We start from the raw sequence: 13,779 nt of genomic DNA, 5'->3' as shown, positions 1-13,779 counted from the left end.
GGATCAGTCTCACTCATTTCAGTATCATTCTCTTTAGTCTTATTACATCGTGATTTTGAAGGGTCTTGACTTGCGTTTTTGAAGCCTCCAGAATCGTGAAAATCACGATTCTGGAATATTGATTTTGACGATTCTGCCGAAAAGTTCTTCACATACACCAAACTTGGCTTTCCCAGACCTCTGCGTTTTCGTTCAATCAGACCAAACTTTTCGAGTTCCCGGAGCAGCTTGGTCGCTTTGTTGTCTGCGCAACACAATGCCCTCTTGACATCCTCTATCGTGAAGATGATGAACACCCGGTTCTGCCCGTCCAGCCAGCCGTTTTTCACGGACAGGCTCATGCGGTCGAGCAGGATACCGTACAGTGTTTTGGCATCGGTTGACAAGTTCTGGAACCGTGACTCCTGAAACAGAGCTTTCGGGATGCGGTAGAATGAGAAAAGTTCTCCGGCTTGTCCATAGAAGTAATCAAGGGTCATGCGACAGTACTGTGAAACGGTGGCGGTACGATGTTGACATTGTAGGAAGCCTCCTCGCAATAGATTTGTGGAAAATAAAAAGCGCAATTCCGATTTTGAAAATCAAAATTGCACTTTCGGTGAACCGTAAGCATTGGTGTACAACGTTTTTACGATGAAAAGACAAAATAGCTTGACGCAAGGATTTGTAAAGTTATAATAATTATAGGATTTCAAAAACTTCATAAGCGAGAGGAAAGTCAGAATGCCATTAACTCGTTTAATTATCAAAAATTACAAATCAATTAAAAATTGTGATATATCATTAGAAAAATTAAATGTCCTTATTGGCGAAAATGGATCCGGAAAAACAACGATTCTTGATGCTATAAATTACTTCTACAAAAATCTTACGTATTCAGCAGCTAGTGATAATGTCTTTGATGAAAACAATCGCTATAGTAATGAACTGAAAATTTCCTTAGTCTACGATTTTTCGCAGTTTGTCAAAATTTCAAAATCAAATTCCGATGTGACTCCAGATTTTTTGGAAGATAAGTCTGGCGAAAAAAGTAGATATGCGGGATATTACAAAGCAATAATAGCCATGGCATCCGCCACAAAGGACATGAAGCTTCAAATCGAGTTATCTCAAGTTAAAGGACACACGATACGATGGAATTACTCATATGAAGATCGTTTGATTTTAAAAAGTTTATTTCCAATTTTCTATGTGGATGTTCGCAATCTTGACATAACAGAGTGGGGATACATTTGGGATGTCTTAGCAGAACTCGGAAAGGTTTCTAATGCGGAGCGTGAAACGATAAAGGCTAAAATAAATGATGATTTATTGAATGAAAGCCACGAAATGTCTCAAAAGTTGAATGAAATAATAAATGTATTCAACGCAGCCGGTGTAAGTGTTAAACCATCAACTTCAAAGGAATTTGCTAAAATTCTAACTAAGACATTCTTTTCAGGAGAGTCCATATACCAAAAAGGAAAACGTCTCAATTATTACTCCGCTGGAACAAATTCAGTAAAATATATCGAATTATTGATTAAATCAATTGAGGCAATATCTAAAACAAAATTGAAAGAACCCATTGTGCTATTTGATGAACCGGAGATAAGTCTTCATACAAACTATTTGGATGAATTGGCAGAATCATTCATATGTGTTGATTCACGTTTGAGCCTTTTCATTTCCACGCATTCTCCTCGCTTGATAAAAAACATCATCGCTAGTTCTGAATCGGCAGCAATATACAATATCAAACTGGTTGATGGGTATTCACATATTTATAGGATGAAAAAGTTTTCTCAGTATAGCCCAGTGTCAAAATATCGAGTAGAAGATGACCATATCAATTCTTATTTTTCACGATGTATTCTATTTGTGGAAGGCGAAACAGAACTGGAACTGTTTTCAAATCCCTATATAAAGATGCTTTTCCCGAAATTTAGAAGTGTTGACGTATTCAAGGCCATGAGTGATACGCCTATACTAAATATTATGAATCCTCAGTTATCAAAATCTCAAACGCCATATGTTTGCTTGATTGATATCGATAAAGCAATATCATACGATGAAAAGTTGAATTCTTTTTCATTGAAAAAAGAGTATTTTCCAGATAACGATAAAGAAAAATTCCGTTTTCGGAACAAGCATGAACTAGAGCCTTATCTTTACTATCAGCGAAAACGTATTAACGAAATGCAAAAGAAGCTGCGCATTCACTATTGTTTTCCTTTTTATAGCTGCAATGATTCAAATTACAATGATTTCATTTTATCAGTTCGTGAGTATTTGCTGCGATATAATGTTTTTTCGTTTTCTACAACGGTAGAAGGTGCCCTGATTAATAAGAACACAATTCAGTTTTCTCTGGATTTTTTGCAACGGCAGAAAAAAGAAACTGAATATAATGATTTTCTAACATATTTTAATAGACTTTCTCGGAATGATCAAATAAATTTATTAAGGCTTGTGTTTAACGGAAAAAGCGACCTTCTTAAATCTTGGAGAAATATAAAAAGAAATTTAACGCAAGACATGTCGGACATTGAATTGTCTATTGAAAAAAATATAATTGGGAAAAAGACATCTGGCTGGGTGTCCAATTATTTAGACGAATTTTTTAAGTCGATTATCCCTATAGACGGTACTTTTTCTGAAAAGGAAGCTCGTAAATTTTTAGAGGACGAAAACAACCTTAAGAAAGTTCAGACTGCATTTAAAGAAAAATTTCCCGAATTGTACTCGCTTCTTGAGAATTTGTGTGGTATAATTCAAGAGTGAACAGTTGAGTAGTATATAAGTAGCAATGCTTGAGCAATCAAGGCCTTGATGTCAGTGTAGCAAACTGAATTCCAAGGAACTAAGGTCACTAAATGGCTATGCCCGCTGCCGGTGTGCGGCGTGATCATTCCTCCATGTGCTGTGTAAAGCACGCGCTTCGCGATTTGTTAGGAAAGTACTTATATACTGCTCTCTGTTTCTTTTTATTGGAGAAAAATGCTATGTTTACTACAGAGTCATTCTGTAATTTAGTTTGGGGTACGTCTTATTTAAAAGTTCTAAGAAAAATTTCTAAAGAAGATTATAATGAGTTTGAAATTCCCAAAAAGGGCGGAACCCGCACAATCAACTATCTAGATAGACAATCAAGTCTGTGGAAGCTTCAACGAGAGCTACTTAATAAATATCTAGTTAAGCAAGACCTTCCCATCTGCGTTAAAGGCTTTAAAAAAGGTGAAAATTACAAATCTTTTTTATCAGAGCATATTGGCGCAGAGTTTTTCCTAAGAATTGATATTGCGAATTTCTTTCCGTCCATTAAAATTTCTTCCGTCAAAAGAGAACTCTCATTAATTATTCGGTGTGATAATGATGCTGAGGAGGAAAAGCTGCTTGATTTAATTGGAGAAATCGTCACCTTGGATGGAAGGATGGAAGATTGCCTCAAGGAGCCTCTACATCCCCTGTGATTTCTAACCTTGTTATGGCGAGAATAGATCAAAGAATCACAAAATACTGTCAAGTTTTTAATGTGCAGTATACGAGGTATGCAGATGATTTACTGTTTTCAAGCAACACATTTGATTTCGAAAATAAGAAATGGTTTCTGAAAAAGATAAAATATATTTTGAAATCGCAGGAGCTATCGCTCAATTATTCAAAAATTCGGTATGGACACAAAGAAATCATTTTAAATGGCTACGTTATTTCAAATAATGAAATTCGTTTATCGCGGAATCGCTTATTTGACATTCGCCAAATTGTCAAGTTTACGAAAGAAAATGTTCCACTGATAAGAAGCATTGGATTAGATGAATTTCTTTCAAAGGCCAATAAACTACCTTTAAGGCATCGAAATCTAAAGGAGTATCCATTTAAAAGCATTTTTCAATTTAGCCAGTACCTATGTGGTTATCGGGCCTATTTGATCTCAATGGTTGATACAAATTGTTTGCAAACGTCTTTTCAAAAGGAGCTGCAACGTCTAATTCGCAAAATTGAAGCGCAAATTTTGCTTTTGGAACAAGCATTACCTATAAGAAACAGTAATTAAATTAGGCATTGCTGTCACAATAGCCTCTCCAAAGGGAATACAGAAGTGATTTCTTCGATTTTAACGTTTTTACATCGAATATTGTTCATCCTCGCACCTTTGTGTGGGGGTGCGTGAGTGCGTGGTTCGGGAGAGCGCTTGCATGGCATGCAAGAGGTCACCGGTTCGATCCCGGTATTCTCCACCAGAAGGAAAAAGCACTACACAGAAACGTGTGGTGTTTTTTTGTTGTTGCCAAACGAGTGAGGGCTTAGCTCACCCAGGAGAGCGCCGTGCATGGACTGCAAGAGGGTCACCGTGATCAGAATCGGCCCGGTATTCTCCACCAGAAAGCACTGTACTTCGTAGGAAGTATGGTGCTTTTCTTTTTATACAGACGCAGAAAAAGGCGGGAGCTTCCCACAAAAGGGAAAGCCACCGCCTTTGTTGATCATCGGATGAGCCAGCCGTAATCCTGTCTGCAATCTACCACATGATCTGCATAAACCGTATGATCTACGATCTGGAAGATAAGCATATAGCGTTTTTCAAACAAGATAAATCGGTAAGCATTTTTAGGAATGTATTCGCCTTTGAGCCATGGGCAGCGCTGCGGCATCTGCTCCAGAGATTTTGCAGCCTTTTCAAATTCCACTGTAAGCCGCTCTGCTGCTGCAGGGTTGACCTGTGCCAGAAATGCGGCGTGGGACACCAGCATCTGAGCAGCCCGTGCTGACACGATCACGCGGTATTTATTTTGCTGCTCCATGTCCGGCGGCCTCCTTGATCGCACTGCGCATCATGGAAGTGACCTCGTCGATCGAATAGCCCTCGCTTCCACGCATCCGGTCCTCTTCCACGGAAAGCAGCTCTTCGCGGAGCTTCAGCATTTTTTCACGGCGGTTGTAGGTTTCGATGTCCATGACGACCAAGTCACCCTCGCCGTTTTTGGTGAGAAAAATCGGCTCAGCGGTTTCTCTGCACAGATCGGCGATCTCGTTATAGTTCTGACGAATCGCTGCAGATGGACGGATATTCATAAAAGCACCTCCTGCTCCTGAACGATCTATAATAGTAAAATTCTAATTATATTATATCCATATTGTGCAACGAAGTCAATGCGAACAGCTGTCACTTCGTTCTCCGGTTCGATCCCGGTAATCTCCACCAGATCAGAAAGGCATCACACATTGTGTGGTGCCTTTTTTGTTTTGCATTGCAGCAGGAAAACACAAAAAAATTTCTGCCCACTGCCGCAACCTGCGCGAAACGGGCTGTTTTGTGCGCGAATGGCAGACCACGGAAGGCGGAACTTGTGCTATAATATAAAAAAACAGGGAAGCAGAAGGAACAGGGGGTGCAGCAATGAACCTGCGGACGGCGATCGTGGAAGACAGCAAGCCGGATGCCGAACGGTTGAAACAGCTGCTGAAAAAGGCATTTGAAAATGAGAACATATCCTGCAGCTGTTTTGCCAGCGGAGATGAATTTTTGCGGACCGGCGGGCGCGAAGGGTATCAGGTGGTGTTTCTGGACATCTGCATGGAGGGCACCAATGGCATTGAGACGGCGCAGCGGCTGCGTGCGGCCGACCCGGACCTGCTGATCGTGTTTGTGACATCCTCGCCGGAGTACGTGTGGGATGCCTTTCCGGTACATCCATTCGATTATCTGCTCAAGCCTTATAAGGAAGAAAAGTTTGAGCAGCTGGCAGGGGAGCTGCGGCGGGTGCTGTGCCGTCAGCAGCCGGAGCTGGAGGTGCGCATTGCCCGGCAGATTGTGCGGCTGCCGCTGACCAAGATCTACTATGCTACGGCACAGAACCATTATGTGCGTGTGGTCACGGATGACGGCGAGTGCCGGGCCACGGCAAATTTTGCACAGGTGCAGGAACAGCTTCAGACCCAGCCGGAATTTCTGGTGTGCAACCGCGGCGTGATCATCAACATGTCCAAGGTGCTGCGGTTTGAGGGCGACTGCATTGAAATGCTGGATGGGACCCATCTGCCGGTGCGGCAGAAGGACAAAAACAGCCTGCTTGCCCAATTTACGCAGTACCAGTTCCGTGGTATGCAGCGGGAATTCTGACCCGGAAAGGAGAGCGCTTGTGAATTTTGCATTGTTTGGACGTTTTTTTCTGGAATTTGCAATGATGTATCCGGCAGAATACCTCTGCCTTGCCTCGCTGCAGGAGCACTTGCGTGCACCGCGTAAAACCTATGCCATCGGTGCGTCGGCGATCACACTGATGGGTCTGGCTGGCGCAGCGGTGTGCTGCATGCTGGACATAGAAACGAATTTCCTGCTCATCCCGCTGCTCATCATCAGCTTCTGGCTGCTGCGCTGGCGCACCGACCGGGAAGTATCGATCAGCCAGACCATGTTTCTGTTCTCAGTGTCGGCGGTGATGATGTCTGTGTGCACCCTGCTTGCCATTGTGCTGAACGCGGAAGCTGAGCTGGACAATGCACAGCCGGTGTTTCTGCCCAGCACCTCGGTCATCTGCCTGACCCTCTCGGTGATACTCAGCGCCATCTTCCGCTTTACGGCAGTGCGCTGGAGCCGGTGGCTGCTGCAGGAGTACCACGGCGAAGCTTTCTGGGAGTCGGCATGGCCGCTGCCGGCGCTGTACGCGGCGTTTCTGGTGTTCTGTATGCCGAAGGAGATCGGCGTCATCCTGATGAACCGCATCCGCATCATCGCGGTGCTGGCAGTGAGCATCTCGCTGCTGGGCATCTTTCTGCTGCTGTACGAGATGTACCGCGTGGCAAAGGAGTATGCCCGCAGCTCCCAGCTGGACCGCGAAAACCAGCTGTTGGCCGTGGAGTCCCGCCGCTATATGGAGCTGCGCAGCTATCTGGAACAGACCCGCCACCTGCGGCACGATTTCCGCCAGCACCTGCATGTGATCTCCGGCCTGACCGAGGCCGGGCGGCTGGATGAACTGAAAAGCTACCTGAGCCAGTACGAGAGCGAACTCAGCGATGCCAGACCCACCCTGTGCGTCAACGCTGCGGTGGATGCGCTTGCCGGCCACTACGACTACGAGGCCCGGAAACAGGGCATCCAGATCGAATGGAAGCTGGAACTGCCCAAGCTCCTGCCCCTGCCGGAGGCCGACCTGTGCACCATTCTTGGCAACCTGCTGGAAAATGCGCTCCATGCCAGCCAGAAGCTGCCGCCGGAAGAACGGCAGGTCAAGGTGCTGGCCCGGATGCTCAGCCCGGCCATGATGGGCCTGATGGTGGAGAACCGCTACGATGGCGTGCTGAAAAAGCAGGGCGGCGTTCTGCACTCCACCAAGCATGACGGACAGGGCATCGGCCTTGTTTCCGTCGAAACTGCCGTGCACAGGTATCACGGCAATCTGACGGTGGAAACGAGCGGCAACGTTTTCCGGGCTAATGTGCTGCTGAACCTGTAAAATATTCCTGCCCCAAGGCACCGGCTTTTTTGCACAAGCCGGTGCCTTTTGATTGCACTTTTCCCGGGAGATCATGATACTTATTTACAAAAGAAAAGGCAGGAGGGGAGCATATGGCAGCAGAAAGCAAAACCGGCTGTTTCTTAAACTTTCCTAAAAAATCTTTATCCGGCCCGGCCCTCCCCCGACGGGAGGGCTTTTTGCTGTCCGCACGACGCATACGGTCAAGTTGAAAAATGAATAAAATTTACACATAGAATGAGATGATTTTAGGCTGAATGAGCAAAGAATCGAAAGAAGTCCCATAATCATATTGACATAATGGGTAATAGGGTGTAAACTACGTGCATCGGGTCGAGCAAATCCGAAAATTGAGATCATTCAGGGAGGAAACGGCTATGATGTGTTGTTGCGCAATGTGTTGTTGTACCGCAAACGCTTCCCGGACCGGCCGCCCTGCAGTATGGTATGCCGTGTGAGCATATCTGCATATTCTGTGTGGGAACACGCAGAAGGATCTGTCGCTGACCGCCTGGGAGCTTACTTGAAGAGGGAGCTTCCGGGCGTTTTGTTTTGACCCGCAAATCAGGATACAAGGGAGGAATCCGGCAATGGACTGGAATGCGATCCAGCAATATTTGCCGCTCTACCAGAAGGCCGCTGTACTTACCGTGCGGCTGGGCGTTGCAGGCATCATTTTTGCCATCATCATTGGCCTTGCCTGCGCAGTGATCCAGTATGAAAAGGTGCCCGTTCTGCGGCAGATCGTGGGTGTTTACATCCAGCTGTCCCGCAACACACCGCTGCTGGTGCAGCTGTTCTTCATTTATTATGGCCTGCCCAAGGTGGGCATCCGCACCAATGCCGAGATCTGCGGCATTGCCGGTCTGGCGTTTCTGGGCGGCAGCTACATGGCCGAAGCGTTCCGCAGCGGTCTGGAAGCTATTGAGCCCATCCAGACCGAGAGTGCCTACAGCCTTGGCATGAACCGCTGGCAGACCATGCGCTACATCATTCTGCCGCAGGCCATGTCCACCAGTATGCCGGCTTTCATGGCAAATGTGATCTTCCTGCTCAAGGAGACCAGCGTGTTCAGCGCCATCAGCCTGATGGACCTGATGTTCACGGCAAAGGACCTCATCGGCATGTACTCCAAAACCATCGAATGTCTGTTCCTGCTGGTGGTGTTCTACCTTATCATTCTGCTGCCGGTGTCCATTGTGGGCAGCCTGATCGAAAGGAGGCTGCGCTATGCTGGATTTGGGTCTTGATGTCCTGTTCAAGGGCAAAAACATGGCCCGCCTGCTAGGCGGCCTTGGCGTTGCACTCAAAATCAGTGCCGTCTCGGTGATCATCAGCCTGCCGCTGGGCATCCTGCTGGGCGTGCTCATGACCTCCCGCAACCCCGTTATCAAGGCGGTTCTGCGGCTTTATCTGGAGTTCGTCCGCATCATGCCGCAGATGGTGCTGCTGTTCCTCGTTTACTTCGGCACCACCCGTGCCTTTGGGTGGAACCTTTCCGGCGAGACGGCATCCATCATCGTGTTTGTGCTGTGGGGCACCGCAGAAATGAGCGATCTTGTGCGCGGTGCGCTGATCGCCATTCCGAAGCACCAGTATGAGAGCGCCGAGGCCCTTGGCATGAGCCGTGCGCAGACCTACTGGTACATCATCATTCCGCAGACGGTGCGCCGCCTGATTCCGCTGTCCATCAACCTGATTACCCGCATGATCAAGACCACCAGCCTTGTGCTGATGATCGGTGTGGTGGAAGTGATCAAGGTAGCACAGCAGATCATCGAGGCCAACCGCACCGCCAGCCCCAACGCAGCGTTTGGCATTTATCTCACGGTTTTCGTGTTATATTTCTTCGTATGCTGGCCCATCAGTCTGCTGGCATCCTATCTCGAAAAGAAATGGAAGTGACCGTACATGGCAGAACCTATTTTGACTGTTGAACATCTGATCAAGGCCTATGGCGAGACCCCCGTGCTGGATGATATCAGCTTTGCTGTCAAGCCCGGCGAGGTCATCGTGGTGGTCGGCCCTTCGGGCTGCGGCAAAAGCACCCTGCTGCGCTGTCTGAATGGTCTGGAGCCCACCCAGAGCGGCCGGGTGCGGCTGGGCAATGAGACCGTTGCCTACGGCGGTAAAAATCTGACTCAGCTGCGCCAGCGCATCGGCATGGTGTTCCAGAGCTACGAGCTGTTCCCGCACATGACGGTGCTGGACAATGTGCTTCTGGCACCCACCAAGGTGCAGAAGCGCCCCAAAGCGGAAGTGCAGCAGGAGGCCGAAGCTCTGCTGGACCGTGTGGGCCTGCTTGCCAAGAAAAACAGCTACCCGCGGGAGCTTTCCGGCGGCCAGAAGCAGCGCGTTGCCATCGTGCGCGCGCTGTGTATGCACCCGGAGATCCTTCTGTTTGACGAAGTGACCGCTGCCCTTGATCCGGAAATGGTGCGCGAGGTGCTGGACGTTATGCTGGACCTTGCCAAGCAGGGCAAGACCATGATCATCGTCACCCACGAAATGCAGTTTGCCCGCGCCATTGCCAACCGCGTCATCTTTCTGGATGGCGGCAAGATCGTGGAAGAAGCTGCACCGGCCGAGTTCTTTGACCAGCCCAAGACCGAGCGCGCGCAACGCTTCCTGCGCACCTTCACGTTTGATGCTGTGAAATGAGTCACAGATCAAGATAAAGGCTGCGGGTGTTCCGCAGCCAAATGGGAAAGATTTTGTAAAGGAGTAATCATTATGAAACAGTCTAAGATCTCTCGTCGTTCCTTCCTGCTGGGTCTGGGTGCAGTTTCCGCTGCCGCTGTTCTGACCGCATGCGGCGGCTCTTCTTCTGCTTCCACTGCAGCATCCGGCAGCGCAGCATCCGGCAGCAGCGTGGTCTACCGCACTCTGGATCAGATCAAGGAGTCCGGCACCATCAACATCGGCGTGTTCTCCGATAAGAACCCGTTCGGCTATGTGGACGAGAACGGCGAATATCAGGGCTATGATGTCTACTTTGCACGCCGTCTGGGCGAGGATCTGGGCGTAGAGATCAACTTCGTTTCCACCGAGGCTGCCAACCGCATCGAGTACCTGCAGACCGGCAAGGCGGATGTGATCCTGGCAAACTTCACCGTGACCCCGGAGCGCGCAGAGGAAGTGGACTTTGCTCTGCCTTACATGAACGTGGCTCTGGGTGTCATTTCTCCGGACAGCAACGTTATCACCACTCTGGACAACTGGAACGCTGACGACCAGATGATCGTCATTTCCGGCACCACCGCCGAGACCTACCTGACCAAGGAGTACCCCGACATTCCGCTGCAGAAGTACGATTCCTATGCAACGGCCAAGAACGCACTGGAGAACGGCAACGGCGTGGCATGGGCCAACGATAACACCGAGGTCATTGCATTTGCAAAGCAGAACACCGGCTACACGGTCGGCATTCCCTCTCTGGGCAGTCAGGACACCATTGCTCCCGCTGTGAGCCAGGGCAACACCACTGTTCTGGATTGGCTGAACGAGGAGATCAAGGCTCTGGGCGAGGAGAACTTCTTCCACAAGGACTATGAGGAGACTCTGGTGGATACCTACGGCCTTGACTATGAGGATGAGCTGGTCGTTGAGGGCGGCGTGACCGGCGGCGCAGATGCCGCATCCAGCGAAGATGCTTCTTCGGAAGCCGCATCTTCTGAGGCTGCTGCTTCCGAAGTGGCTTCCAGCGCAGCCGCACAGTAAATAAAAACACCGAGCGGGCAGGAGAGGGCTGAACCTTTCCTGCCCGTTTTTGCATTGCACCATCTGCCGGATCGTGCTATACTGGAACAAAACAACTCCTGTCCGAAAAAAACCGAAAAGAGAGGATGTTCCCAATGAAACGTGCCTATACGAACGGGATCCTGCTGGATGGCACCGAGCAGATGCAGCCGGAAGCGCACAAGATCCTGCTGACCGAGGATGATAAGATCATTGCCATTGTCGATGAGGGCGTGGATCTGGACGGTTATGAGGTGATCGATCTGCACGGAGGCTATCTGTGCCCGGGCCTGATCAACCTGCATGTGCATCTGGCAGGCAACGGCAAGCCCAGCGCAAAGCCGCGGGATAATGCTGCGCTGGTGCGCAAAATTCTGAGCAATGGCCTGACCCGTGCGGTGGCCTACAGGCTGGTATGCAGCTACGCGAAGCTGGAACTGCTGGGTGGCGTGACTACCATCCGCACCGTGGGCGGCATTGCAGATTTTGACACCCGTTGCCGGGACGATGCTGCAGCTGGCAAGCTGCTGGCACCGCGCATCCTTGCTGCCAACGAAGGCATTTCGGTGCCGGGCGGACATATGGCAGGCTCGGTGGCAGTTGCGGCCCATAACAATGCCGAAGCACTTGCTCAGCTCAAAAAGGCCAGCGGACAGAAGGTGGATCTTGTCAAGCTGATGATCACCGGCGGCGTGCTGGATGCCACCGAAAAGGGAACCCCCGGCGAGCTGAAGATGAAGCCGGAAATGGTCAAAGCCGTCTGCGACGAGGCCCACAAGCTGGGCTATACCGTGGCGGCACACACCGAGTCGCCAGAGGGCGTAAAGGTGGCGCTGGAAAACGGCGTGGATTCCATTGAGCACGGCGCAAAGATGGATGATGAGACCATCCGGCTTTACAAGGAGCGGGGAGCCTTTGTGTGCACCACCATCTCCCCGGCGCTGCCCTACGCACTGTTCGATACGGCGGTTTCTGGCGCTTCGGAAAAGGACCAGTATAACGGCAAGATCGTGTTTGACGGTGTGGTGGAAAGCGCAAAGACCGCCCTTGCCAACGGCATCCCGGTGGCCTTGGGCAACGATGTAGGCTGCCCGTACATCACCCAGTACGATTTCTGGCGGGAGCTGTGCTACTTCCACAAATACTGCGGTGTAAGCAACCAGTTCGCCCTGTACACGGCCACCCTGCGCAATGCTCAGCTGGCCGGAGTAGGAGACGTGACCGGTTCCATTGAGCCGGGCAAGAGCGCAGATTTTATTGTGACAAAGCACAACCCGCTGGAAGACCTGCGTGCGCTGCAGCATCTGGAACTGGTGGTCTGCCGCGGCCATGTGATCAAAAAGCCGAATCCCAAGCGGAACAAAACGGTGGATGCCCTGCTCGACCCGTACCTCGAATAATACTGAAAAAGCAAGGAGAGACGATTGGTCTTTCCTTGCTTTTTCGTTCACATGCCTGCCATCACGGCCATGATGCTTTGCCAGCTCTTGTTGCGGGCAGCGGGCACAGTGGTGCGGCGGCGTGCGGGTGCAGAGCCGGAAGAGACCGTATTCATGGCGGTCATCGGCACCGACGGATGGAAGAATACGGCTGTATCACCGGCCAGCCACTGGGCGGCAAGGCGGGCTGCCTGCGGGTCGGCCTGCAGGGTGCGGCGCTCGGCACCGGCCAGATGATCCGCCAGCCAGTAGAGGATGGCACCCAGCGGCAGGCTGGGCAGAACATCCTGACTCCAGTAGGTCCAGCGAGCACCGGCCCCTACAAAGCTCTCCACGGTAATAACGGCACCGGTGCGGGCGTTCTGCGGGATGCTGCCCCGATAATCGATACCGGCGCACTGGCGAAGCTCGGCGGTGATGCGCTGGGTGCGGGCCATATCCAGCCTGTCCTCACGGCAGTAGGCGCGGAAATCGGTCTCGTCGATCAGGCCGTCGGCGCTGGAAGGGAAGCGGCCCACCAGCTGGCCATCGGCGTTGTGGCACAGCTGCCAGCCCTTGCGGAACAGCTGGAAGTTCAGGCAGCGGCGACCCATGGTGGAGTAGCACAGAATGGAGGTGCTCTCACCGGGCAGCTGCTTCAGCTCCAGGCAGGCATCGTTGCCGCAGGTGTCCTGCAGCTTTACCGTTAACAGCAGCTGCGCACCGGGGTGCTGAGCTGACATAGCGTTGTGCATGGCATCAAAATAACGGTTGGCATCCATGATCGGTTCCCTCCTGAAACTATAACACAGCAGTTCGTTGTATAACGGATGGACACTGCGCCAAACGACCCGGTGCACAGCAGGCGGCTTACGCAGGAATGTTTTATTGACTGAACATAGTATAGCATACTTCACAACAAAAAACAACTATAAGTTTGCAGAAAAACAAAATATTTCCGCGCATCCTGCAACAGTGACCCGAAACATGGTTGTTGCAAGAGTGAATCAGTTGTGTTATGTATCAAAAACAGCCCACAGACGGCAAGGCCAAAGCCTCCCATCTGTGGGCTGTTCTGGTAAAATATGGTTCAATCGCCCAGTTCACGGATCTCGTTCTGGATCAGCCGCCCGGCCGCGCGGGCCAGTTGGTCCATGCCGCGG

14 protein-coding genes are annotated in these 13,779 nt (G+C 50.2%); 10 read left to right on the top strand and 4 right to left on the bottom strand.

What is annotated here, in order from left to right:
- The coding region (locus QZL71_RS10450; RefSeq protein ID WP_294648687.1) for a replication initiator protein A at positions 1–479 on the bottom strand (479 nt) is incomplete at its 3' end.
- A 244-nt stretch (positions 480–723) separates the two neighbouring features.
- On the opposite strand from QZL71_RS10450, the gene QZL71_RS10445 reads away from it, so the two are divergent.
- The 3 genes from QZL71_RS10445 to QZL71_RS10435 all read left to right on the top strand — a co-directional run bounded on the left by QZL71_RS10445 (position 724) and on the right by QZL71_RS10435 (position 4,036).
- The gene (locus QZL71_RS10445; protein WP_097839217.1) at positions 724–2,763 is read left to right on the top strand and encodes a retron Eco8 family effector endonuclease; all 2,040 of its coding nucleotides are present in this window, start codon (positions 724–726) and stop codon (positions 2,761–2,763) included.
- Between the two features lie 221 nt (positions 2,764–2,984).
- Positions 2,985–3,452, top strand: a complete 468-nt coding sequence (locus tag QZL71_RS10440) for a hypothetical protein (protein ID WP_294648685.1) — start codon at positions 2,985–2,987, stop codon at positions 3,450–3,452.
- The gene (locus QZL71_RS10435) at positions 3,449–4,036 is read left to right on the top strand and encodes a reverse transcriptase domain-containing protein (protein ID WP_294648683.1); all 588 of its coding nucleotides are present in this window, start codon (positions 3,449–3,451) and stop codon (positions 4,034–4,036) included. The genes QZL71_RS10440 and QZL71_RS10435 overlap by 4 nt, the downstream gene beginning before the upstream one ends.
- A 430-nt stretch (positions 4,037–4,466) precedes the next feature.
- Here the strand turns inward: QZL71_RS10435 and QZL71_RS10430 are convergent, their stop codons facing one another.
- The gene (locus QZL71_RS10430) at positions 4,467–4,784 is read right to left on the bottom strand and encodes a type II toxin-antitoxin system RelE/ParE family toxin (RefSeq protein WP_097775322.1); all 318 of its coding nucleotides are present in this window, start codon (positions 4,782–4,784) and stop codon (positions 4,467–4,469) included.
- The gene (locus QZL71_RS10425; RefSeq protein WP_097775323.1) at positions 4,768–5,055 is read right to left on the bottom strand and encodes a type II toxin-antitoxin system Phd/YefM family antitoxin; all 288 of its coding nucleotides are present in this window, start codon (positions 5,053–5,055) and stop codon (positions 4,768–4,770) included. Before QZL71_RS10425 ends, QZL71_RS10430 begins: the two co-directional genes overlap by 17 nt.
- A gap of 325 nt (positions 5,056–5,380) precedes the next feature.
- Here QZL71_RS10425 and QZL71_RS10420 point away from each other — a divergent pair, with 325 nt between their 5' ends.
- From QZL71_RS10420 to QZL71_RS10390, 7 genes are all read left to right on the top strand, one after another.
- Positions 5,381–6,103, top strand: coding sequence for a LytR/AlgR family response regulator transcription factor (locus QZL71_RS10420; RefSeq protein WP_294648681.1), 723 nt, complete (start codon positions 5,381–5,383; stop codon positions 6,101–6,103).
- Between the two features lie 19 nt (positions 6,104–6,122).
- On the top strand, positions 6,123–7,439 hold the full coding sequence (locus tag QZL71_RS10415) for a sensor histidine kinase (protein WP_294648679.1): 1,317 nt from the start codon (positions 6,123–6,125) through the stop codon (positions 7,437–7,439).
- 611 nt (positions 7,440–8,050) lie between these two features.
- A complete protein-coding gene (locus QZL71_RS10410; protein ID WP_120080190.1) occupies positions 8,051–8,710 on the top strand; it encodes an amino acid ABC transporter permease in 660 nt (219 codons plus the stop codon).
- The gene (locus tag QZL71_RS10405; RefSeq protein ID WP_005945729.1) at positions 8,691–9,365 is read left to right on the top strand and encodes an amino acid ABC transporter permease; all 675 of its coding nucleotides are present in this window, start codon (positions 8,691–8,693) and stop codon (positions 9,363–9,365) included. The genes QZL71_RS10410 and QZL71_RS10405 overlap by 20 nt, the downstream gene beginning before the upstream one ends.
- 6 nt (positions 9,366–9,371) lie before the next feature.
- Entirely contained in the window at positions 9,372–10,121 is a 750-nt protein-coding gene (locus QZL71_RS10400; RefSeq protein WP_154260446.1) for an amino acid ABC transporter ATP-binding protein, read from the top strand.
- A 72-nt stretch (positions 10,122–10,193) separates the two neighbouring features.
- Positions 10,194–11,180, top strand: a complete 987-nt coding sequence (locus QZL71_RS10395; RefSeq protein ID WP_294648677.1) for a substrate-binding domain-containing protein — start codon at positions 10,194–10,196, stop codon at positions 11,178–11,180.
- Positions 11,181–11,314: 134 nt separating this feature from the next.
- Entirely contained in the window at positions 11,315–12,598 is a 1,284-nt protein-coding gene (locus tag QZL71_RS10390; RefSeq protein WP_097781667.1) for an amidohydrolase family protein, read from the top strand.
- Positions 12,599–12,645: 47 nt separating this feature from the next.
- Here QZL71_RS10390 and QZL71_RS10385 read toward each other — a convergent pair whose 3' ends face one another.
- Positions 12,646–13,398, bottom strand: a complete 753-nt coding sequence (locus QZL71_RS10385; protein WP_294648675.1) for a hypothetical protein — start codon at positions 13,396–13,398, stop codon at positions 12,646–12,648.
- Between the last annotated feature and the right edge of the window lie 381 nt (positions 13,399–13,779).

The organism is uncultured Faecalibacterium sp., assembly GCF_900066275.1.
In the GTDB taxonomy this organism is placed as follows: domain Bacteria; phylum Bacillota; class Clostridia; order Oscillospirales; family Ruminococcaceae; genus Faecalibacterium; species Faecalibacterium taiwanense.
This window is presented reverse-complemented; position numbering and strand designations above follow the sequence as displayed.

Excerpts from the sequence above, each read along its gene's own strand:
- QZL71_RS10445 (WP_097839217.1), top strand. The coding sequence starts at position 724 with ATGCCATTAACTCGTTTAATTATCAAAAATTACAAATCAATTAAAAAT.
- QZL71_RS10440 (WP_294648685.1), top strand. The coding sequence starts at position 2,985 with ATGTTTACTACAGAGTCATTCTGTAATTTAGTTTGGGGTACGTCTTAT.
- QZL71_RS10430 (WP_097775322.1), bottom strand. The coding sequence starts at position 4,784 with ATGGAGCAGCAAAATAAATACCGCGTGATCGTGTCAGCACGGGCTGCT.
- QZL71_RS10425 (WP_097775323.1), bottom strand. The coding sequence starts at position 5,055 with ATGAATATCCGTCCATCTGCAGCGATTCGTCAGAACTATAACGAGATC.
- QZL71_RS10420 (WP_294648681.1), top strand. The coding sequence starts at position 5,381 with ATGAACCTGCGGACGGCGATCGTGGAAGACAGCAAGCCGGATGCCGAA.
- QZL71_RS10410 (WP_120080190.1), top strand. The coding sequence starts at position 8,051 with ATGGACTGGAATGCGATCCAGCAATATTTGCCGCTCTACCAGAAGGCC.
- QZL71_RS10405 (WP_005945729.1), top strand. The coding sequence starts at position 8,691 with ATGCTGGATTTGGGTCTTGATGTCCTGTTCAAGGGCAAAAACATGGCC.
- QZL71_RS10400 (WP_154260446.1), top strand. The coding sequence starts at position 9,372 with ATGGCAGAACCTATTTTGACTGTTGAACATCTGATCAAGGCCTATGGC.
- QZL71_RS10395 (WP_294648677.1), top strand. The coding sequence starts at position 10,194 with ATGAAACAGTCTAAGATCTCTCGTCGTTCCTTCCTGCTGGGTCTGGGT.
- QZL71_RS10390 (WP_097781667.1), top strand. The coding sequence starts at position 11,315 with ATGAAACGTGCCTATACGAACGGGATCCTGCTGGATGGCACCGAGCAG.
- QZL71_RS10385 (WP_294648675.1), bottom strand. The coding sequence starts at position 13,398 with ATGGATGCCAACCGTTATTTTGATGCCATGCACAACGCTATGTCAGCT.